19 protein-coding genes and 1 riboswitch are annotated in these 19,919 nt (G+C 40.2%); all 19 genes read left to right on the top strand.

What is annotated here, in order from left to right; translation table 11 throughout:
* Window positions 1–13: 13 nt before the first annotated feature.
* The 19 genes from ACSHZO_RS11085 to ACSHZO_RS10995 all read left to right on the top strand — a co-directional run bounded on the left by ACSHZO_RS11085 (window position 14) and on the right by ACSHZO_RS10995 (window position 19,700).
* Complete coding sequence (locus ACSHZO_RS11085; protein WP_298248256.1) at window positions 14–1,027, top strand: alpha/beta fold hydrolase; 1,014 nt, start codon at window positions 14–16, stop codon at window positions 1,025–1,027.
* Window positions 990–2,063 (top strand): aspartate kinase, encoded by a 1,074-nt coding sequence (locus ACSHZO_RS11080; protein ID WP_298248255.1) that lies wholly within the window; start codon window positions 990–992, stop codon window positions 2,061–2,063. Before ACSHZO_RS11085 ends, ACSHZO_RS11080 begins: the two co-directional genes overlap by 38 nt.
* 4 nt (window positions 2,064–2,067) lie before the next feature.
* Complete coding sequence (locus tag ACSHZO_RS11075; RefSeq protein WP_298248254.1) at window positions 2,068–3,231, top strand: trans-sulfuration enzyme family protein; 1,164 nt, start codon at window positions 2,068–2,070, stop codon at window positions 3,229–3,231.
* A 33-nt stretch (window positions 3,232–3,264) separates the two neighbouring features.
* Complete coding sequence (locus ACSHZO_RS11070) at window positions 3,265–3,678, top strand: RrF2 family transcriptional regulator (protein WP_298248253.1); 414 nt, start codon at window positions 3,265–3,267, stop codon at window positions 3,676–3,678.
* Window positions 3,679–3,796: 118 nt separating this feature from the next.
* Window positions 3,797–4,054 carry a DUF2061 domain-containing protein gene (locus ACSHZO_RS11065; protein WP_298248252.1) on the top strand — a complete coding sequence of 86 codons (258 nt, stop codon included), beginning with the start codon at window positions 3,797–3,799 and terminating at the stop codon, window positions 4,052–4,054.
* An 86-nt stretch (window positions 4,055–4,140) separates the two neighbouring features.
* Window positions 4,141–4,770 carry a phosphoadenosine phosphosulfate reductase family protein gene (locus tag ACSHZO_RS11060; protein ID WP_298248251.1) on the top strand — a complete coding sequence of 210 codons (630 nt, stop codon included), beginning with the start codon at window positions 4,141–4,143 and terminating at the stop codon, window positions 4,768–4,770.
* Between the two features lie 10 nt (window positions 4,771–4,780).
* Window positions 4,781–5,680 (top strand): sulfate adenylyltransferase subunit CysD, encoded by a 900-nt coding sequence (gene cysD, locus ACSHZO_RS11055; protein WP_298248250.1) that lies wholly within the window; start codon window positions 4,781–4,783, stop codon window positions 5,678–5,680.
* 11 nt (window positions 5,681–5,691) lie between these two features.
* Window positions 5,692–6,936 carry a sulfate adenylyltransferase subunit 1 gene (locus tag ACSHZO_RS11050; RefSeq protein ID WP_298248249.1) on the top strand — a complete coding sequence of 415 codons (1,245 nt, stop codon included), beginning with the start codon at window positions 5,692–5,694 and terminating at the stop codon, window positions 6,934–6,936.
* Window positions 6,937–7,094: 158 nt separating this feature from the next.
* On the top strand, window positions 7,095–9,188 hold the full coding sequence (locus tag ACSHZO_RS11045; protein ID WP_298248248.1) for a HEPN domain-containing protein: 2,094 nt from the start codon (window positions 7,095–7,097) through the stop codon (window positions 9,186–9,188).
* Complete coding sequence (cobA, locus tag ACSHZO_RS11040) at window positions 9,181–9,972, top strand: uroporphyrinogen-III C-methyltransferase (protein ID WP_298248247.1); 792 nt, start codon at window positions 9,181–9,183, stop codon at window positions 9,970–9,972. The genes ACSHZO_RS11045 and cobA overlap by 8 nt, the downstream gene beginning before the upstream one ends.
* A 1-nt stretch (window position 9,973) precedes the next feature.
* Window positions 9,974–10,567 carry a precorrin-2 dehydrogenase/sirohydrochlorin ferrochelatase family protein gene (locus tag ACSHZO_RS11035; protein ID WP_298248246.1) on the top strand — a complete coding sequence of 198 codons (594 nt, stop codon included), beginning with the start codon at window positions 9,974–9,976 and terminating at the stop codon, window positions 10,565–10,567.
* Complete coding sequence (locus ACSHZO_RS11030) at window positions 10,560–11,624, top strand: NAD(P)/FAD-dependent oxidoreductase (protein WP_298248245.1); 1,065 nt, start codon at window positions 10,560–10,562, stop codon at window positions 11,622–11,624. Before ACSHZO_RS11035 ends, ACSHZO_RS11030 begins: the two co-directional genes overlap by 8 nt.
* Window positions 11,625–11,692: 68 nt before the next feature.
* On the top strand, window positions 11,693–12,115 hold the full coding sequence (locus tag ACSHZO_RS11025) for an OsmC family protein (protein ID WP_298248244.1): 423 nt from the start codon (window positions 11,693–11,695) through the stop codon (window positions 12,113–12,115).
* Complete coding sequence (locus ACSHZO_RS11020) at window positions 12,115–12,621, top strand: hypothetical protein (protein ID WP_298248243.1); 507 nt, start codon at window positions 12,115–12,117, stop codon at window positions 12,619–12,621. The genes ACSHZO_RS11025 and ACSHZO_RS11020 overlap by 1 nt, the downstream gene beginning before the upstream one ends.
* A gap of 85 nt (window positions 12,622–12,706) precedes the next feature.
* A riboswitch (SAM riboswitch) is annotated at window positions 12,707–12,810 on the top strand.
* A gap of 51 nt (window positions 12,811–12,861) precedes the next feature.
* On the top strand, window positions 12,862–13,875 hold the full coding sequence (locus ACSHZO_RS11015) for a homocysteine S-methyltransferase family protein (protein WP_298248242.1): 1,014 nt from the start codon (window positions 12,862–12,864) through the stop codon (window positions 13,873–13,875).
* Window position 13,876: 1 nt separating this feature from the next.
* Window positions 13,877–16,555, top strand: coding sequence for a methionine synthase (gene metH, locus ACSHZO_RS11010; RefSeq protein WP_298248241.1), 2,679 nt, complete (start codon window positions 13,877–13,879; stop codon window positions 16,553–16,555).
* A gap of 287 nt (window positions 16,556–16,842) precedes the next feature.
* Complete coding sequence (gene metF / locus ACSHZO_RS11005; protein WP_298248240.1) at window positions 16,843–17,799, top strand: methylenetetrahydrofolate reductase [NAD(P)H]; 957 nt, start codon at window positions 16,843–16,845, stop codon at window positions 17,797–17,799.
* Between the two features lie 51 nt (window positions 17,800–17,850).
* On the top strand, window positions 17,851–18,954 hold the full coding sequence (locus ACSHZO_RS11000) for an acyloxyacyl hydrolase (RefSeq protein WP_298248239.1): 1,104 nt from the start codon (window positions 17,851–17,853) through the stop codon (window positions 18,952–18,954).
* Window positions 18,951–19,700: a head GIN domain-containing protein gene (locus ACSHZO_RS10995; RefSeq protein WP_298248238.1), complete on the top strand. Its 750-nt coding sequence runs from the start codon at window positions 18,951–18,953 to the stop codon at window positions 19,698–19,700. The genes ACSHZO_RS11000 and ACSHZO_RS10995 overlap by 4 nt, the downstream gene beginning before the upstream one ends.
* Window positions 19,701–19,919 lie beyond the last annotated feature (219 nt).

Here is a 19,919-nt window from a genome sequence, read left to right as displayed (position 1 = left end):
TAACCTCAATTTTATGTTACAACAAATAAGTATAACAGATTTCACGAATAGTGCCGGCAAAGTCCAGAACATAGATGTCTGTTTCCAGTTATTTGGCAGAAAACTTGGAACTGCTCCGGTGATTCTGGTGAATCATGCGCTTACCGGCAATGCCCAGGTTTGCGGTTCCGGAGGCTGGTGGAGTGATATTGTGGGTCCTGGTGCGAGCATAGATACAGATCAATATTCTATTCTTTGCATTAACATTCCTGGAAATGGAATTCTGAAGAATGATGAAGATAACTTTCATCATTATAAAGAGTTTACCCTGAAAGATATTGCCAGAATTCAATTATCTGTTCTGGAACACTTAAATATCACCGAGCTATTTGCGATTATTGGAGCCTCTATTGGCGGAGCACTAGCCTGGCAGCTGGCAGCTCTAAAACCAGACCTTGCTTTGCACGTGATCCCGATCGCAACCGATCTAAAATCTACCGACTGGCTTCTAGCCAACTGTAAGATTCAGGACAGGATTTTGAATAATAGTGAGAATCCATTGGAGGATGCGCGTATGCATGCAATGACCTTTTATCGCACACCACAATCGCTTAGCTACAAATTCAGAAATGAAAAAGACGAAACTACGAATAGTTTTAAGGTCGAAAATTGGCTGGAGCATCACGGAAGTAAACTTAGATCGCGCTTTAGTTTGAGTTCCTATAAATTGATGAACCATTTATTGACTACGATCAATATTTCAAACGACTCACAAAGCGCCATTGAAGTGGCTGCCCAGGTTAAAGGTCATATACATATGATCACGATAGATACCGACCTTTTCTTCCTGGCAGAAGAAAACTGGAACACCTACGTGGAGCTGTCTCTATTCAAAAATAATGTTAGCATCCACGAGATCAAATCTATTCATGGACATGATGCGTTCCTGATCGAAACCGACCAGGTAGCCAGATTTTTAGAACCCATATTTCAACAAAAAAATTACACAAATGAAAATAATAAATCTCGCTCTGTTTGGGCCGGGTAAGGTTGGGAGTAAATTAATTCAGCAAATCATCGCTGCGAAAGATCAACTTCAAAGAAATTCAGACCTGGAGATCAGGATTGTCCTGATTGCCGATTCCAGTAATTTGATTACTGATCATCTGGGTTTTGATGAGCACTGGAAAGAAAGTTTTAGCAGGGAAAAACGCTCTTACCAATTTCAGGATATTCTGACATATTTAAAAAATCATGCATTTACTAATCTAATTTCCATAGACACTACGGCAAGTGATAGTTTACCGGAGAATTATATTGATTTGATTGAACATGGGAGTCATATTGTAGCCGCAAATAAAGTTGCCAATACCCTAAGTCTGGATTTTTATGAGCAGTTAAGAATAGCTTTGAAAAGACATCATAAAATATTTCAGTACGAAACCAATGTGGGAGCTGGCTTACCAGTGGTGGAAACCATCAAGAGCCTGTACGATTCTGGAGAGCAGGTAACCAGGATTCGGGGAGTTTTCTCAGGTTCACTCAGCTATATATTTAATACATATTCTAAGCAAAATGTTCAATTTTCAGAAGTGCTTCGGAAGGCCGGTGAATTTGGTTATACCGAGCCAGATGCACGGGTGAATCTTAGCGGTAAGGATGTGGCCAGAAAATTACTAATTCTTGCACGTGAACTTCAGCTGAAGAAAGAGCTGGAAGAAGTAAGTATTGAATCTTTACTTCCTACATCCTTAAATGGTGGAACCAGTTTACAGCATTTTCAGAAGCAGGTTTCAATTCTGGACGATATTTTTCAGAAGCATAAAGATGAGAACAAGAGCGGAGAAGTCTTGCGTTATGTGGGGGAACTCAATGTAGAAAACGGAAGTTTGCAAACCAGGTTGATCTCAGCGAATGCTGAAACTCCGCTTGGCCAGATTGATGGAACCGATAATATTTTTGAGATCTATTCTGAATCCTATAAAGAGTTTCCACTGGTTATACAGGGAGCGGGAGCAGGAATTGATGTTACCGCACGAGGTGTTTTTAGCGATATTCTGAAGATAAACAAGCAATTAAACTAAAGTAATGGCAGAATTTGAAACCATTGCGGTACGAACGCAATTGGAACGAACACAATTTCAGGAACACTCCACACCTATGTTTCTAACCTCCAGCTATGTCTTTGAAGATTCAGAAGATATGCGTGCAAGTTTTGCTGAAGAGAAGGAGCGAAATATTTACAGTCGCTATTCAAATCCTAATACTTCAGAATTTATTGACAAGGTGGTGCAGATGGAAGGAGCTGAAGATGGATTTGCTTTTGCGACAGGTATGGCAGCTGTATTTTCTACTTTGGCAGCCTTGCTGGAAAGCGGTGACCATGTAGTTTCATCCCGTTCTGTATTTGGTTCAACTCATGGGTTATTCACTAAATATTTTCCAAAATGGAATATTTCACATGATTATTTCGATGTGAATGCTCCGGAAGATATTGAAAGTTTGATTAAACCTGAAACAAAAATCCTGTTTGCAGAATCACCTACCAATCCCGGAGTGGATATTCTGGACCTGGAATTACTCGGAAATATTGCCAGAAAATATGATCTTATCCTGATCATCGATAACTGCTTTGCCACCCCGTATATACAGAATCCGATTAAATATGGGGCAGACCTGGTCATACATTCGGCTACAAAATTGATGGACGGGCAGGGCAGGGTTCTAGGTGGAATTACCGTTGGGAATAGGGCATTAATACGTGAGATCTATCTGTTTAGCAGGAATACGGGGCCGGCACTATCGCCATTTAATGCCTGGGTCTTATCAAAAAGCCTGGAAACACTGGCTATAAGGTTGGAAAAACATTGTGAAAATGCGCTGAAAGTTGCAGAGTTTCTAGAGTCCATACCTGAGGTTGAAACCGTAAAATATCCATTCTTAAAAACTCATCCACAATATGAAGTGGCAAAAAAACAAATGAGACTGGGAGGAAATGTAGTGGCATTTCAGATCAAAGGCGGACTGGAAGCAGGCAGAAAATTTATAGATAGACTGCAAATGTGTTCAAGATCTGCAAATCTGGGAGATACAAGAACGATCGTGACTCATCCTGCTTCCACAACACACAGTAAATTAAGTGAAGTAGAGTTGGAAGAGGTAGGAATCTCAGAAAGCCTGGTTAGAATTTCTGTGGGTCTGGAACATGTGGAGGATATTATTAATGATCTTAAAAAGGCCTTGCAGGAATAGCAATAGCAGTCGGAAATTTTCTATTTTCGTTTCATGCTTTCCAAAAAGACCAAGTATGGCATCAAAGCGCTAACATACATAGCGCGAAAAGATGAAAAATTCCCTGTTCAGGCTTCTGAAATTTCAGAAAGTGAGAATATATCTCAGAAGTTCCTGGAGAGTATTATGCTGGAACTTAGAAAATCTGGCTTTCTAGGCTCCAAAAAGGGAAAAGGTGGAGGTTATTATTTAATAAAAAAGCCTTCAGAAATTAAGATGACCGCAGTGATCAGGGTGCTGGAAGGTCCCATCGCCATGGTTCCCTGCGTTAGTCTTAATTACTATGAAAAATGCGATGACTGTCCAGATGAAGACGCCTGTTCTGTTCATAAATTGATGATACAGGTGAGGGATGCATCATTGAATGTACTTGGAGAAAATACACTTGCAGACATTGCCTTTAGGTAATGATAAGGGTGTTAAAATAAAAATTTTTTTAAAAATAAATTGGTGTTTAAATAAACGAAGTCTAGTTTTGCTTAAAACCTAGTAAACCGATAGGATTATAGTTTTTAATGAAGAGAGTATGTTGATGTTACTGAATCAAACTAAAGAAAAAAGTACTTATAAAAAGGATAGGACTACAGAACGACCGCTTCGAAGTATTCTAAAAACGATTAGTTGGAGAATAGTTGGAACCCTGGATACGGTTATGATCGCATGGTTTCTTACTAGAAAAATAGAAACTGCACTCGCGATTGGATCTGTCGAACTGGTAACAAAAATGATCCTGTACTTTGGTCACGAACGGCTTTGGAATTTAATCCCCTATGGCAAAGATTAGTTTTAATAGGAGCAAACCGGAAATTATACTATTGCGAAATAGTAACTGGTTATTCGGAATTGAACAGAATTAAATCATAAAGACAGATGAAAAAGTTTAGCGATTCAGAAATAGAAAAACTTAACAGTCAGTTACGGGGTGTAGCACCTTCAGAAATAATTCAATGGGTCTTGGCATCTAGTAATAATCCAGTAGTTACTACCAATTTCAGACCTTATGAAGCAGCAATCTTACATGCCTGTACTCAGGTAGAAAGTTCTATGAAGATAATTTGGTGCGACACAGGTTACAATACTCTGCCTACCTATAAGCATGCTCATTTTCTCATAGACCACTTAGATCTTAAAGTAAAACTTTATACACCGAGACAAACTGCGGCCTACAGAGATGCCTATTTTGAAGGTATCCCAGGTATTGCTTCACCAGATCATGAGGAATTTACCAGGCAGGTGAAGCTAGAGCCATTCCAGCGAGCAATGGCAGAACAGAAGCCAGACGTATGGTTTACGAATCTTAGAAAAGGACAAACAAATTTTAGAGACAGCATCGATATTCTAAGTTATAGTAAAGACGGGCTTCTTAAGGTTAGTCCCTTCTACCACTGGTCAGACGAAAAATTAGATGGGTATTTGAGAGAGCATAAACTACCGAATGAATTCAAATATTTCGACCCTACAAAAGTATTAGATAATAGAGAGTGTGGTTTACACGCCTAAAAGTTTAAAAATGAGTTCGATCTTAAATCAAAATACGTTAGAAAGCGAAGCTATTTACATCTTCCGGGAAGTTGTGGCTCAGTTTGAAAATCCCGTGCTATTATTTTCGGGCGGTAAGGATTCTATCACTTTAGTACGCTTAGCGCAAAAAGCCTTCTATCCTGCGAGGATTCCTTTTCCATTAATGCACATAGATACCGGTCACAACTTTCCTGAAACTATCGAGTTCAGAGATCGATTAGTTGAAGAACTTGGACTGAATCTTATTGTACGAAAAGTTCAGGATGATATTGACAGCGGAATTTCTATTGAAGAAAAAGGCAGGTACTCCAGCAGGAATTCATTACAAACCAATACTCTTTTAAGTGCTATTGAAGAATATAAGTTCGATGCATGCATAGGTGGAGCAAGAAGGGATGAAGAAAAAGCTCGTGCAAAAGAGAGAATTTTTTCAGTAAGAAATGACTTTGGAGAGTGGGATGAAAAGAACCAACGACCGGAGGTTTTTGATATGTTAAATGGACGTATCGATATTGGCCAGAATGTAAGAGTATTTCCTATTTCTAACTGGACAGAGCTGGATGTTTGGAGTTATATAGATGCTGAAAAGATTGAAATTCCCTCTATTTATTTTGCGCACGAGAGAGAGATTTTTGAAAGAGATGGTTTGATTTGGACAGCTTCAGAGCATGTTTACAAAGACGATCATGAGCTTACAGAAATGAAAACCGTTCGATTTAGAACTGTGGGAGATATAACCTGTACGGCTGCAGTGGAATCTGGAGCAGATACCGTAGAAAAGATTATCAAGGAAATAAGAGAATCTGCCATTTCGGAGCGAGGTGCAAGGATCGACGATAAAAGATCCGAAGCAGCCATGGAAACGAGAAAACAACAGGGTTATTTCTAAATAAGGATAAAATGGAAGTATTAAAAATAGCAACAGCAGGAAGTGTAGATGACGGCAAAAGTACCCTAATTGGAAGACTGCTTTACGATACCAAATCTTTGACTTCAGATAAAATTGAAGCAATTGATAGGCTAAGTAAAAAGAACGGTCTTGACTATCTCGATTTTTCACTGGCTACAGATGGTCTGGTTGCAGAAAGAGAACAGGGAATAACCATAGATGTAGCCCATATCTATTTCTCAACCCCAAAGAAAAGTTATATCATCGCCGATACTCCAGGTCATATTGAATATACCCGCAATATGGTGACCGGTGCTTCAACCTCTCAGGCTTCAATCATACTTATAGATGCCAGAAAGGGAGTTATCGAACAAACGTACCGGCACTTTTTTATAAATAATTTGTTGAGGGTCAAAGAAGTTATAGTCGCCATAAATAAAATGGATCTTGTCAATTATTCCGAAGATGTATTCAATAGCATCATTAAGGAATTTGAGGAGTTGAGGAGTAAAAGTGATTTCCAGGATCAGAAACTCACCTTTATTCCGGTGAGCGCTTTATGGGGAGAGAATATTGCTGAAAAATCTACTGCAATGTCCTGGTATCAAGGACAAACCATACTGGAACATCTCGAAGATCTTAAAGCTGAAGATTTTACGGAAGAAAGTCAGGCTAGGTTTTCTGTTCAAACAGTGATAAGACCTAAAACCGAAGAATTTCATGATTACCGCGGTTATGCAGGGAAAATTAATGGTAATAGCCTGAGAGTAGGAGATGATGTAACCGTGTTACCATCCTTGACGACCTCCAAAATCAAAGACATTCATTTTTTCGAAGAAACTTTTGATGAAGCTCCAGCAGGAAGTTCTGTAACTATTAGCCTGGCAGATGATATAAATGTCGCCAGAGGAGATATGCTGGTGAAGACCAAAGAGGTTCCTGTAGAAACAAAAGTTGTGGATGCCATGGTTTGTTGGATGGATAATCGCCCTTTGGTTCCGGGCCAAAAATATGTTTTACAACATAATACCAACGGTGTTCTGGCAAAAATAGATAAAGTAGAAAGCCATGTTGATTCGAATTTTGGAGCCGAAGAGAATGTAACTTCTTTGAGTCTGAATGATATTGGTAGCGTAAAGATCAAACTAAGTAAAACTATTTATGCCGACAAGTACAGTGAAAATCGAACAAATGGACGATTTATTCTGGTAGATACTCAAACAAATACCACGGCCGGAGTAGGATTTATAAAATAATATCACCAAAAAATGAACCACTTCATTATGAACATTTTATCAAACATGTGTATGTGCTATTCGCCTCATACTTAGAAGTCCATTTTATAAACTGAATTATAAAAGTCCTTTTAAGTGTCATTCTTAAAAGGACTTTTTTCATTTAAATAATCAAGATCATGCAAAGTTTTAGAACCGAAATTGAAAATCCCGTTGTCGAGAAAGACATCCTGGATTTAGAAAAAAAGATCCGGCTTTTTCGAGAAGGAAAGGCTGATGAAGAGAAGTTTCGTAGCCTGCGCCTGGCACGCGGAGTATATGGACAGCGACAGTCTGGAGTTCAAATGGTTCGTATAAAACTACCGTTTGGAAAGGTGACTTCAGAACAACTACACCGGATCGCAAATGTTTCAGATGAGTTTTCAAAGGGGCGACTGCATATCACAACCAGGCAGGATATCCAGATTCATTACGTGAGCCTGGACAGGACTCCCGAGCTTTGGACTCAACTGGAAAAAGATGATGTCACTGTTAGAGAAGCCTGCGGTAATACGGTAAGAAATATCACAGCTTCGCCAACCGCCGGGATAGATCCCAATGAACCTTTCGATGTCTCACCGTATGCACACGCTGCCTTTCAATTTTTTCTTCGGAATCCCATCTGCCAGGAAATGGGTAGAAAATTCAAGATGTCCTTTTCTTCTTCAGATGAAGATACTGCACTTAGTTATATACATGATCTTGGTTTTATCGCCAAGCTGAAGGATGGAAAACGCGGATTCAAAGTAATGCTTGGTGGCGGTCTGGGCTCACAACCCCGGCATGCAGATGAGTTATATGACTTTTTACCTGCGGAAGAGATCATACCTCTAATTGAAGGTGTACTCCGGGTTTTTGACCGGCATGGAGAACGAGCTAAACGTCTAAAAGCAAGAATGAAATTTCTTCTGAAGGATATAGGAAAAGAGGCATTTATGGAACTGGTCGATGAGCAAAAAACCGCACTTTCGCAGAAGCAGCCGGTATTTGAAATTGAAAAATTCGAAGCAGCTCCAGCATTGCAGGAAGTTGAGGTTCCTTCCGCAGAAATCGAAGATGAGAAAGAATTTGAAAACTGGAAGCAAACCAATGTTTTTGCTCAAAAGCAGGAAGGATTATTCGCTATTGGAATTCGTGTGCCGCTTGGTGATTTTTATACTCGTGGAGCGAGGCAGCTGGCAGATCTAATTAAAAAATACGCAGGTAACGAGTTAAGATTAACTTTAAGACAGGATATTTTGATTCGGCACGTTCGGCAGGATTTTATGCCTTTTTTCTATACTGAACTTAAAAAACTGGGTTATGCAGAAATTGGATACAATAAGACTGTAGACATCACTGCCTGTCCGGGCACCGATACCTGTAATCTTGGTATTGCCAGCAGCACTGGTATTGCCGATGTGCTGGAAGATGTTCTCAAAGAAGAATATCCGCAATTCACTAATGGAAAAGATATAACTATCAAAATAAGTGGTTGTATGAATGCCTGTGGACAGCATAATATGGCTGAAATTGGTTTTCAGGGAATGTCTATAAAGGTCGGAAAAACGGTCGCACCGGCACTTCAGGTGTTACTTGGTGGCGGAACTTTAGGAAACGGACAGGGTAAATTTGCAGATAAACTTGTAAAAGTTCCCAGTAAACGTGGTCCTGAAGCATTAAGGATCATACTGAACGATTTTGAAGCGAGTTCTGAAGCGCAGGAAAAATTTGTCGAGTACTATGATCGTAAAGAGAAAACCTATTTCTATGACTTGCTGAAAGATCTGGCAGATACTTCAAATATTTCCGAAAATGAGTTTGTGGACTGGGGTCATGAAACTCCATACATAAAGGCAGTAGGAGTAGGGGAATGCGCCGGGGTGGTCATTGATCTAATTGCAACATTATTGTTTGAAAGTGAAGAGAAGATCGATAATGCGAAATCTGCGTTGAAACGAAAGGACTGGGCAGACAGTATCTATCACGCGTACACTTCGATAGTAAATTCAGCGAAAGCCTTGCTGCTGGCTGAAGATGTAAAGACGAATACCCAGGCTGGAATCATTGCGCAATTCGATGAACTATTCGTTGAAACTGGCAAGATCGATCTAGCGACCACTTTTAAAGAATTTACATACCAGTTAAACCAGCATGAACCCAGCGAAGACTTTGCCAGAAAGTATTTAGAGGATGCGCAGTTATTTCTGAATAGAGTAGATGCTTATAGAACGAAGGAGGTACAGGATGTTTAATTCAGCAAAACTAACCGTAGTAGGCGCGGGTCCCGGTGATCCGGAATTGATCACAGTAAAGGCGTTAAACACGTTAAAATCTGCAAAAGTCGTTTTATATGATGCTTTAATAAATCGTGATTTGTTGGAATACGCCCCACAAGCTGAGCATATTTTCGTCGGAAAAAGGAAAGATAAGCATCGATTCCCACAGGACGAGATCAACGAACTTATTGTAAAGTATGCCTTAGAACGCGGTCATGTGGTTAGACTGAAGGGCGGCGATCCTTTTATCTTCGGAAGAGGGTCTGAAGAAATCAACTATGCGCGAAAGCATGGCTTGGAAACTGCGGTTGTTTCTGGAATTACCTCTTCCATTGCGGTACCGGCGAATGTTGGAATTCCGCTGACACAGAGAGGCACTTCTGAAAGTTTCTGGGTAATAACAGGAACCACTTCCCAGAAGACATTATCTAATGACGTGCAATTGGCAGCACAATCTACGGCAACCGTAGTAATCCTCATGGGAATGGGAAAATTGAAGGAGATAGTAGAGATCTTCAGTGCTTTTGGAAAGCAGGATGTGCCTGTAGGAATTATTCAGAATGGCACTACTATAAATGAAAATTCCGGATATGGGACTATGAGAACTATTGAGAAGATCGTTTCAGAAAAAAATATGGGAGCACCGGCGATCATCGTGATTGGCGAGGTGGTCAAGGAAGCCAGTGCCTTACAGAATGTATATAAGAATGTGAAAAGTCTTCCGAAGCAAAAGGAATTTGTAAATATTGGAGCTGCTTAGAATGGAAGAAAGAAACGAACTATACCCGGTTTTTTTAAAAGTAAATCAGCTAAATATCCTGATTGTTGGAGGTGGCAATGTAGGTAATGAAAAGCTTCACTTTCTTTTCAAATCCAGTCCTAATGCGAATGTCGAGGTGGTCGCAAAATGGTTTTTACCGGAAACTGAAGAACTGGCGAAGAAACACGGAGCTAAATTGACGAAAGGAAGGTATAAACGAAAATATCTCAAGAAGCGACATTTTGTGATCGCTGCAACAAACGATGCAAAACTGAATAAAAGGGTGTATAAAGATGCAAAAAAAAGATTTTTACTGGCGAATATCGCAGATACACCGGAGTTATGCGATTTCTATATGGGCGGGATTGTTAATAAGGGGCATGTGAAAATTGCAATTTCCACTAATGGAAAATCACCAACAACCGCAAAGCGTTTACGACAGTTTTTTGAAGAAGTAATTCCCGAAAATGTGAACGGAATGGTGGAGAATTTGAATGAATACCGAAAATCCATTAAAGGTGATTTCGAAGCCAAAGTGGAACAAATGAATAGTATTACTGAGTCTTTAATATATAAAAAGGAGAAAAATGATTAAAACAGATATCCTGATCATTGGAGCAGGACCCACAGGATTGTTCACCGTATTCGAAGCGGGACTTCTAAAACTAAAAACGCATCTTATTGATGCCCTGCCTCAACCAGGCGGACAGTGTTCTGAGATCTATCCTAAAAAACCTATTTACGATATTCCGGCGTTTCCAGAGATCCTTGCGGGTGATCTTGTTAAGAATTTAATGGAGCAAATAAAACCTTTTAAGCCAGGTTTTACACTTGGCGAGCGAGCAGAAACTCTGGAAAAACTGGATGACGGGACTTTCATTGTAACCACGAATAAGGGAACTCAGCATCATGCACCTGTTGTGGTAATTGCGGGCGGACTCGGTTCTTTTGAGCCACGAAAACCTCCAATTCCCAATATTGCAGATTTTGAGGATAAGGGAGTTTCCTATTTTATCAAGGATCCTGAAAGATATCGCGATCGAAAAGTAGTAATTGCCGGTGGCGGTGACTCTGCTTTAGACTGGGCTATTTATTTAGCTGATGTTGCTTCAGAAGTTGCACTGGTACACAGAAGGGAAGAATTCCGTGGAGCATTGGATTCCGTAGAAAAGGTTTCAGAATTGGCTAAACTTGGAAAAATTGAAATGATCACCAATGCAGAGGTAGTCGGACTCAAAGGCGAAGATCAGCTGGAACAGGTGGTTATTCGACATAAAGACAATGCTCGCGGCGAAGAGTTCAGGGAAGTGGATGAATTCATCCCGCTCTTTGGATTATCTCCAAAACTGGGCCCAATTGGCAGCTGGGGACTGGAGATCGAAAAGAATGCTATAAAAGTTAATAATTCCTATGATTATCAAACCAACATTCCCGGAGTTTACGCGATCGGCGATGTGAATACCTATAAAGGAAAACTGAAACTGATCCTTTCCGGATTTCATGAGGCGGCGATCATGTGTCAGAGTGCTTATCAACGAATTTATCCGGATAAGAAATATGTTTTAAAGTACACTACTGTTGGAGGTGTGGAAGGATTTGACGGAACTAAAAAAGTAGCGAAACGAGAAGTGGTTAAAAGTATTAGTGTTTAGAAGATCTTAGTAACTAAGGTTACTCTTCAGAAGTGTGAGAATTCCTATATTTATTGAAAATTTTAAAAATGAAGATCAGCTTAAAGAGAATCAATGAGAACTATCTGTTCGAGACGGTAAATGAGCGTGGGAATATAGTGTTGCTGGATAACAAATCTGATGAAGAGCCAAAAGGAGCCAGTCCCATGGATCTCCTGTTAAGGGGAATTGCGGGTTGTAGCAGTATAGATATTGTGATGATCCTGAGAAAGCAGAATCATGAACTGGAAGATCTTCAAGTTGAGGTGGATGGTTATCGTGAAGATGGCGCTATTCCTAATGTTTTCAAAAAGATTCATCTTGATTTTATTCTGAAGGGTGACGTTCCAGCAGCAAAAGTGGAGAGAGCAGTAAAACTATCGATGGATAAATATTGTTCAGTTTCGAAAATGCTGGAAAAAGCTGCGGAGATATCTTATAGTGTAAGCCTTAATTCTGAAAAAATCCTTTAGTGAATTCGTTTGAAACGAAAATTGTAAAAACCTGGGATCCCTCCTGGAATGTCCGTATTCTGGTAGCCCTATTATTGCTGGGTAGCGGTGTGATCGCGTATGTCTGGAAACCGGAAAATCCCTGGCTGTTACATTCCGCACATGTGGTGTATGTTATCTGCATGTTTATCGCCCTAGGGCAAAGCTTTCTAAAACCGAAGCACCTAGGCTATTTAAAGATCACTCGCGATGAGATCATTATTATAAAAGAGAACGAATCAAAAACATATAAGATCACAGAATTACAGGATCTTGGTTTTGACTATGTAGGATATGCCAGTTTCTGGAAGCATACGATCTACGGAAATAAGAATCATTTATATTTTACCCATATATCTGGAGAAAAGAGAGATCTTGAAATTACTCTTTCCAACAAGGAAATGAAAGAAGAATTTAAATCATTTCTGAAGGAATTGAGTGAGAATAATTTACTGAAGGTTCAGCAAAGCGGAAATTGTTCTTATTAATTATCAGATTAATTTTTTGCCAAAAGCCTTGGTTTTTAGAGGCTGAACCCTATATTTGTCTTGTAAGTTCATTGTTTACTAACATTCGTTATCAAGAAAGGTTGAGGGATTAGACCCTGTGAAACCTTAGCAACCCTCCTTTGGAGAAGGTGCTACATTCTACTGAGTTCAGTCTCGGATAGATAACAATCAGAATTCTTTCCAGTCTTCTTTTTTTGATATCGTATTATTTGAATAATCATGTCGAAATTAGAAGAGTTACTCTCTCAAAAAATATTAATACTAGACGGTGCCATGGGTACCATGCTTCAGGAATATAAATTTTCTGAAGAGGATTTCCGCGGAAAACGTTTTGCCGACTGGCCCGTTTCTTTAAAAGGAAATAATGATTTGCTTTCCCTTACTCAACCTGAAGCTATTGCCACTATCCATCGAAAATATTTTGATGCCGGAGCCGATATTGTGGAAACCAATACTTTCTCCGGAACTACCATCGCTATGGCCGATTATCAAATGGAAGACTTCGTTTACGAGCTTAATTTTGAATCGGCCAGAATCGCCAAAGGTGTGGCAGAACAAGTGACAGCTGAAGATCCCTCAAAACCAAGATTTGTAGCGGGAGCAATTGGTCCTACCAATAAAACGGCGAGTATGAGTCCAGATGTAAACGATCCAGGCTATCGCGCCATTTCTTTTGAGCAACTTCGGAAAGCATACAAGCAACAGGCGCAAGCGCTTATTGAAGGAGGTGCAGATGTCCTTCTCGTAGAAACCGTTTTTGACACGTTGAATGCGAAAGCTGCTCTTTTTGCGATCGAAGAATTAAAAGAGGAATTGAATGTTGATATTCCAATTATGGTAAGCGGTACGATAACCGATGCTTCCGGAAGAACGTTATCGGGTCAGACAGCAGAAGCTTTCCTTATTTCGGTTTCACATATTCCTTTATTAAGTGTTGGTTTTAATTGCGCTCTGGGTGCAAAACAATTGACTCCGCATCTTGAGGTTCTAAACCGGTATGCGAATTCGGGAGTTTCGGCCTATCCTAATGCGGGCTTACCTAATGCATTTGGCGAATATGATCAGGATGCACAGGAAATGGCCTCGCAGATCAAAGAATATCTGGAAAAAGGTCTGGTAAATATTCTTGGTGGATGCTGCGGTACAACTCCAAAACACATTAAAGCAATTGCTGAAATTGCTTCGAATTACAAACCGCGAGTTTTACCACAACTTCAATCTGAAAGCGCTTAATATGTCAGAAATAAGACCTTTAAAACTTTCCGGACTCGAACCACTGGTGATCACACCAGATAGTAATTTCATCAATGTTGGAGAAAGAACCAACGTCGCCGGATCTAAAAAGTTCCTTAGACTCATCAAGGAAGAAAAATTTGATGAAGCATTGGATGTCGCTCGCGAACAGGTGGATAATGGTGCCCAGATCATCGATATAAATATGGATGATGGGTTGATCGATGGCAAAGAAGCAATGGTGAAATTCCTGAATCTGTTGGTGGCTGAACCGGATATTTCCCGTGCTCCTATAATGATAGACAGTTCAAAATGGGAAATTATTGAAGCAGGACTTCAAGTGGTGCAGGGCAAATGCGTGGTGAACTCCATTAGCCTTAAAGAGGGAGAACAGGAGTTTATCGAAAATGCCAAAAAAATAAAACGTTATGGTGCCGCCGTGATCGTAATGGCTTTTGATGAAACCGGACAGGCAGATAATTATGAACGCCGAATCGAAATAGCGAAGCGGTCTTATGATATTCTGGTGAACAAAGTAAAATTTTCACCCGAAGACATCATTTTTGATCTCAATATTTTCCCGGTGGGAACGGGAATGGATGAGCATAAAAGAAATGCCATCGATTTTATCGAAGGTACGCGCTGGGTAAAGGAAAATTTACCGCATTGCAGTGTGAGTGGTGGAGTTAGTAATGTTTCTTTTTCTTTCCGCGGGAATAACCCGGTTCGCGAAGCGATGCATTCGGTATTCCTATATCATGCGATCAAAGCCGGGATGAATATTGGGATCGTGAACCCTTCAATGTTGGAAGTCTACGATGAGATTCCGAAAGATCTGCTGGAGCATGTCGAAGATGTGATTTTGGATCGTCGGGAAGATGCTACCGAGCGTTTACTGGATTTTGCTGAAAATGTCGTTGGACGAAAAAAGGAAAATAAAGTAGATCTGTCCTGGCGTGAAAAACCTTTGCAGGAAAGAATTACGCATGCGCTCGTAAAAGGTCTGGACGCCTATATTTTAGAAGATATTGAACAGGCCCGTATTGAAGCAGAAAAACCTCTGGATGTGATTGAAGGTCCTTTGATGATCGGGATGAATGTGGTTGGTGATCTCTTCGGAAATGGAAAAATGTTCCTTCCGCAGGTAGTGAAATCGGCAAGGGTGATGAAAAAAGCAGTCGCACATCTGCTTCCTTTTATCGAAGCCGATAAATCTAATAAAAGACAATCGGCTGGAAAGGTTTTAATGGCCACGGTAAAAGGTGATGTACATGATATTGGGAAAAATATCGTGGCGGTTGTTTTAGGTTGCAACAATTATGAGATCATAGATCTTGGTGTGATGGTGCCTCCGGAAAAGATCATCGAAACGGCCAAAAAAGAGAATGTAGATGTGATTGGTCTTAGCGGACTTATTACTCCATCGCTGGATGAAATGGTTTTCTTGGCCAAAGAAATGGAGCGGCAGGAGTTTTCCGTTCCGTTATTAATTGGTGGCGCGACCACTTCCAAAGCACATACAGCGGTAAAGATTGATCCGCAATATAAACATGCGGTAGCGCACGTCAATGATGCTTCCCGCGCTGTTACCGTGGTCGGAGATCTTTTAAAAGAAAGTTCCCGGGAAAAGTATAAGACCGAACTGAAAGAACAATATGAGGTTTTCAGGAGGAACTTTAGCAAGAGAAGTAAGGTCAAATCTTTTCTAAATATTCAAGAAGCCAGAAAGAATAAATTTCAGATCGACTGGGACAAAATCGAAATCTTGAAGCCGAATAAACCGGGAATCCAGATCATTGAAGATTTTGATCTGAGGAAACTGGTGGATTATATAGACTGGAGTCCATTTTTTAGAAGCTGGGATCTGCATGGTCGCTATCCTGATATTCTGAAAGATGAAAAGGTTGGCGAACAGGCACAAAATTTATTTGATGACGCGCAGGTTTTACTGCAGCGAATTTTATCTGAAAACCTACTGAAAGCAAAAGCGATCTTTGGTCTTTTTGAAGCTAATTCTGTGAATGACGATGATATTGAAGTCAGCTATTCTGAAGATTCAGAACATAAAACTGCGATTTTCAGAACGCTTCGCCAGCAATTGAAAAAGCATGGAGATCAGCCAAATTACGCGTTGTCAGATTTTATTGCGCCGAAAGATTCAGGAATTCAAGATCATATTGGATGTTTTTGTGTGAGTACCGGTTTTGGAACTCAAGAGCTTGCCGCACAATTTGAAAAAGAGCACGATGATTATAATTCGATCATGATCAAAGCGCTGGCCGACCGACTTGCGGAAGCCTTTGCAGAATACCTGCATAAACAAATTAGAACTGAAGATTGGGGTTATGCTTCCGATGAAAATCTGAGTAATGAAGACCTGATCAAAGAAAATTATAAAGGAATTCGGCCGGCTCCGGGGTATCCTGCATGTCCTGATCATCTGGAAAAACTAACGATCTGGGAAATCTTGAAAGTAAAGGAAAAAATCGGCGTAGAGCTTACAGAAAGCCTGGCGATGTGGCCTGCGGCAAGTGTTAGTGGTTATTATTTTGCCAATCCTGAAGCTAAATATTTTGGTCTCGGAAAAATCAAAGAAGACCAGGTTCAGGATTATGCTGAAAGAAAAGGAATTGATTATCTCAAAGCCGAAAAATGGTTAAATCCGAATATAGCGGACTAGTATAAAGATTGGAGAATTTAGTATTTAGGCCAATAGAAAATTAATGAAGTCAGAAAAGATGTCAGTGAAGCTGAATTAATTCAATTCCGTGAATCATCGATTTCAGCTTCTTTAAAGATTCTGGAACAGGTTCAGAATGGAGAAAAATGTGAAGTGAAAATCTGCGTTAGGGATTGCAGCGGCATCCTTTTAGTGCGAGGCTGAGCCTGTCGAAGCATCGAGCTAAAAGATACAGCGAAAAGCCCGGCCCGAAGGGCAACGCACAAATTAACATTATTACCAAAATCATGAAGATTACCGAACATCTGGAGAAAACAATAGGAGAAACAGTATTCTCCTTTGAGATCCTTCCGCCTTTAAAAGGATTTAATATCAATTCTATTTACGAAAATATCGATCCTTTGATGGAATTTAATCCGCCATTTATAGACGTGACATATCATCGTGAAGAATATGTGTATTCTGAACGTGAAAACGGACTCCTGGAGAAAAAGATTGTTAGAAAACGGCCCGGAACGGTTGGGATCTGTGCGGCTATCCAAAGCAAATATGGAGTGGATGCGGTACCTCATATTCTTTGTGGAGGTTTTTCTAAGGAAGACACCGAAAATTTTTTGATCGATCTAGATTTTCTTGGGATCAAGAACGTAGTGGCGCTTCGGGGAGATGCAGTAAAAAGCGAAACTTATTTTAAGCCGGAAGCAAACGGACACCAATTTGCCAGTGAACTGGTGGAACAGATTAGGGATATGAACGAAGGTAAATATCTGGATGAGGTCATTGAAAAAGGACATAACACAGATTTTTGTATAGGCGTTGCTGGTTATCCGGAAAAACATATGGAGGCTCCAAGTATAGATTCTGATGTTCGGCGATTAAAACAAAAGGTAGATGCAGGAGCAGAATATGTGGTAACCCAGATGTTTTTTGATAATCAGTGTTATTTCGAATTTGTTGAAAAATGCCGCGATCAGGGGATCAACGTGCCTATTATTCCGGGATTGAAGCCATTGGCGACTAAAAAACAATTGAGTTTACTGCCGCATAGATTTCATGTGGATCTTCCGGAAGCTTTGATTCACGAAGTTGAAAAATGTGAAAATAATCAAGAGGTCCGGCAGGTTGGTGTAGAATGGTGTATCCAGCAAAGCAAAGAATTAATTAAAGGTGGAGCGCCTGTTTTGCACTATTACTCCATGGGAAAAAGTACCAATATCAGGCAGATTGCCGAAGCGGTTTTCTAAGTTCAAACTCTAACGGAATAATATTCGTAAATATGTTAGATTTGTCTCCGTATGAAAAGAATTCTCCCCGCTCTCCTCATGTTTTTCAGCTTGTACATACAGGCACAGGAAGAAAAACCTGAAAAATATTATTCCTTCGATGGCAGTTATTTTTATGGAAGTATCCTTGAACATAACCCGGATATTGCGCATTTGATCGATGAACATCAGGAAGGTTTTTTACTGAGTGTGAACCGGAAAACCTACGGACTCGAAAAATGGGAAAGCAGGTATAATTATCCTGATTTTGGATATTCTTTTATCTATCAGAATATGAAAAATCAGTATCTCGGTGAGAATTATTCTGTTTACGGTCATTTTAGTTTCTATTTCCTGCAGCGATTGCTGATGTTTAGAATTGGTCAGGGGATTGCATACACCACCAATCCTTACGATCCTGATACCAATTATCAGAATAATGCCTACGGGACCCGCTTTTTGAGTTCTACCTATTTGATGGGAAATATTCATAAGGAAAAGATCGTGGGTGGACTGGGACTGAATGCCGGGGTCACCATCATTCATTATTCCAATGCAGATATGGGTTCTCCAAATCATAGTACCAATACCTTCACATTTAACGTAGGGCTTAATTACCTGCTGGATCATAAAGAGCATCCTGACTATATTCCAAGAGGAGAGAAGGAAAAATATACCGAACCTTTTCATTATAATTTCGCTGTTCGAAGTGGTGTGAACACTTCAGGGGTGATTGGTTCTCCAAGGTTGCCATTTTTAACGGTTTCAGCGTATGCAGATAAGGTGCTGAATCGTAAAAGCACATTGCAGGGAGGAGCAGAATTATTTTTCTCAAGATCCCTGGAAGAATTTATCAGGTATCAGTCGGTAGCATTTCCGCAGAAAGGTACTTCAGGCGATGAGGATGCTAAGCGAGTGGGATTATTTTTGGGTCACAAACTCACTTTTAATAAAATGTCCCTGATCACCCATCTTGGGTATTATGCTTACTATCCATATGATGATTACGTAGATAGAGTTTATAACAGAATGGGTTTACAACGTGATTTTTCTAAAGACTGGTGGGCTTCGGTCACAGTTAGATCCCATGGTGCAAATGCGGAAGCAGTAGAATTTTCAATAGGTTACAGATTATGAAAAAGCTAATTTTTATATTCTTCGGAATAGTTCTCTGGAGTTGTGATTCTGAAGATGCCAATGACTGTTTTCAGAAAGCTGGCGCGATCACTTCTGAAGAAATAGTGCTTGAAAGCTTTGACGAGATCCTGGTGTATGACAAGATCAAATTGTTTATTGAGCAGGGTGAACAGCAAAAAGTGGTTGTGGAAACCGGTGAAAATCTTCGAAATGAGGTTTCGGCTGAAGTGATCGACGGTCAGTTAATTTTACGAAACGAGAACGATTGTAATTTTGTGCGGGATTTTAATATCACCAAAGTTTACGTCACTGTTCCCGATCTTACTTACCTGAGACATGCAGGAAATTTGATGATAGAAAGTGTTGGAACTCTCCGCTTGGATGAGCTATGGCTGGTTTCAGAAAACCAGGATAAGGATATAGAAGTCTATACCAATGGCGATTTTAAATTGGATCTGGAGGTACAGAACTTCCGTATCACCAGCGATAATTATTCGCATTTCTTTCTTACCGGAAAGGTGGAAAATTTCGACGGCTTCTTTGCTGCAGGTGACTCGCGGCTGGAAGCCAGAGATCTCATCGTACAGCATTATGACCTGTTGCACCGCGGGACGAATAAGCTAATTATCAATCCGCAGCAATCATTAAAAGCCGATCTTTTTAGTTATGGCGATATTATTTCTGTAAATCGACCGCCAGAAGTTAATGTGACCGAACACTTCGAGGGCAGATTGATTTTTGAATAGCTCAATGATTTTTCTGGTTTGGGCGTTGCCCTTCGGGCCGGGCTTTCCGCTTGATCTTTTAACACGAAGCTTCGACAAGCTCAGCCTCGTTTTAAAAGGATGCCGCTGCAATACCTAACGCAAACAAATAAGAGGGAAGTTGAGAGTTACAATTGTAGTTTTGAGTTATTGAACCTGCGCTGGATCATTTTATTTTTGTTGGTCAATAAACAGAATTTC

The sequence above is a fragment of the Christiangramia sp. 3-2217-3z genome (assembly GCF_051195275.1).
Taxonomy (GTDB): Bacteria; Bacteroidota; Bacteroidia; order Flavobacteriales; family Flavobacteriaceae; genus Christiangramia; species Christiangramia marina.
Note: the sequence above shows the minus strand (reverse complement) of the source record. Positions and strands in the feature narration are given on the sequence as shown.

Bases quoted from the DNA above. Each gene is read 5' to 3' on its own strand.
- ACSHZO_RS11015 (WP_298248242.1), top strand. From the start codon at position 12,862: ATGTCGAAATTAGAAGAGTTACTCTCTCAAAAAATATTAATACTAGAC.
- ACSHZO_RS11045 (WP_298248248.1), top strand. From the start codon at position 7,095: ATGCAAAGTTTTAGAACCGAAATTGAAAATCCCGTTGTCGAGAAAGAC.
- ACSHZO_RS11000 (WP_298248239.1), top strand. From the start codon at position 17,851: ATGAAAAGAATTCTCCCCGCTCTCCTCATGTTTTTCAGCTTGTACATA.
- ACSHZO_RS11050 (WP_298248249.1), top strand. From the start codon at position 5,692: ATGGAAGTATTAAAAATAGCAACAGCAGGAAGTGTAGATGACGGCAAA.
- cysD (WP_298248250.1), top strand. From the start codon at position 4,781: ATGAGTTCGATCTTAAATCAAAATACGTTAGAAAGCGAAGCTATTTAC.
- cobA (WP_298248247.1), top strand. From the start codon at position 9,181: ATGTTTAATTCAGCAAAACTAACCGTAGTAGGCGCGGGTCCCGGTGAT.
- ACSHZO_RS11065 (WP_298248252.1), top strand. From the start codon at position 3,797: ATGTTGATGTTACTGAATCAAACTAAAGAAAAAAGTACTTATAAAAAG.
- ACSHZO_RS11085 (WP_298248256.1), top strand. From the start codon at position 14: ATGTTACAACAAATAAGTATAACAGATTTCACGAATAGTGCCGGCAAA.
- ACSHZO_RS11070 (WP_298248253.1), top strand. From the start codon at position 3,265: ATGCTTTCCAAAAAGACCAAGTATGGCATCAAAGCGCTAACATACATA.
- ACSHZO_RS11035 (WP_298248246.1), top strand. From the start codon at position 9,974: ATGGAAGAAAGAAACGAACTATACCCGGTTTTTTTAAAAGTAAATCAG.
- metH (WP_298248241.1), top strand. From the start codon at position 13,877: ATGTCAGAAATAAGACCTTTAAAACTTTCCGGACTCGAACCACTGGTG.
- ACSHZO_RS10995 (WP_298248238.1), top strand. From the start codon at position 18,951: ATGAAAAAGCTAATTTTTATATTCTTCGGAATAGTTCTCTGGAGTTGT.
- ACSHZO_RS11060 (WP_298248251.1), top strand. From the start codon at position 4,141: ATGAAAAAGTTTAGCGATTCAGAAATAGAAAAACTTAACAGTCAGTTA.
- ACSHZO_RS11025 (WP_298248244.1), top strand. From the start codon at position 11,693: ATGAAGATCAGCTTAAAGAGAATCAATGAGAACTATCTGTTCGAGACG.
- ACSHZO_RS11080 (WP_298248255.1), top strand. From the start codon at position 990: ATGAAAATAATAAATCTCGCTCTGTTTGGGCCGGGTAAGGTTGGGAGT.
- metF (WP_298248240.1), top strand. From the start codon at position 16,843: ATGAAGATTACCGAACATCTGGAGAAAACAATAGGAGAAACAGTATTC.
- ACSHZO_RS11030 (WP_298248245.1), top strand. From the start codon at position 10,560: ATGATTAAAACAGATATCCTGATCATTGGAGCAGGACCCACAGGATTG.
- ACSHZO_RS11075 (WP_298248254.1), top strand. From the start codon at position 2,068: ATGGCAGAATTTGAAACCATTGCGGTACGAACGCAATTGGAACGAACA.